This window comes from Saccharothrix sp. ST-888, assembly GCF_000955975.1.
GTDB lineage: Bacteria > Actinomycetota > Actinomycetes > Streptomycetales > Streptomycetaceae > Kitasatospora.
In genome coordinates this window covers 1-315 of the sequence record NZ_JYJF01000866.1, presented here as the reverse complement: position 1 = coordinate 315, position 315 = coordinate 1, and the positions used below count along the sequence as shown (strand labels likewise).

Below are 315 nucleotides of genomic sequence, written 5' to 3'. Positions count from 1 at the left end.
CTTCTACGCGCCGTGGAAGAGGTGCAGCATGCCGGTCTTCACCGAAATCACCGGTGCCTGCAAGCCCGACGTCTTGCCCCCCGACCCTGCGGGCAACCCGCGGCTGATCCAGCCGACGCTGGACCCGGCGACCGCTGCGGCCATCTCCGGTGCCGCCTCGGCCGCGCCCGCCAGCAGCAGCACCGGCTGGAACGGCGTCCAGGGCACCCACCGCGCCTCGCTCCTCGGCGGCAAGGCGATCGACGACGTGATCGTCCACGCAAAGGGCGACCCGGAGCTGTACCGGTACAAGAACGACGGGCACGGCAACTTCCG

1 protein-coding gene is annotated in these 315 nt (G+C 70.8%); it reads left to right on the top strand.

Translation table 11 applies throughout. The features are described from left to right. Positions 1 to 28: 28 nt before the first annotated feature. Positions 29 to 315: hypothetical protein (locus tag UK12_RS34855; protein WP_045307234.1), on the top strand; the 287-nt coding region annotated here is incomplete at its 3' end.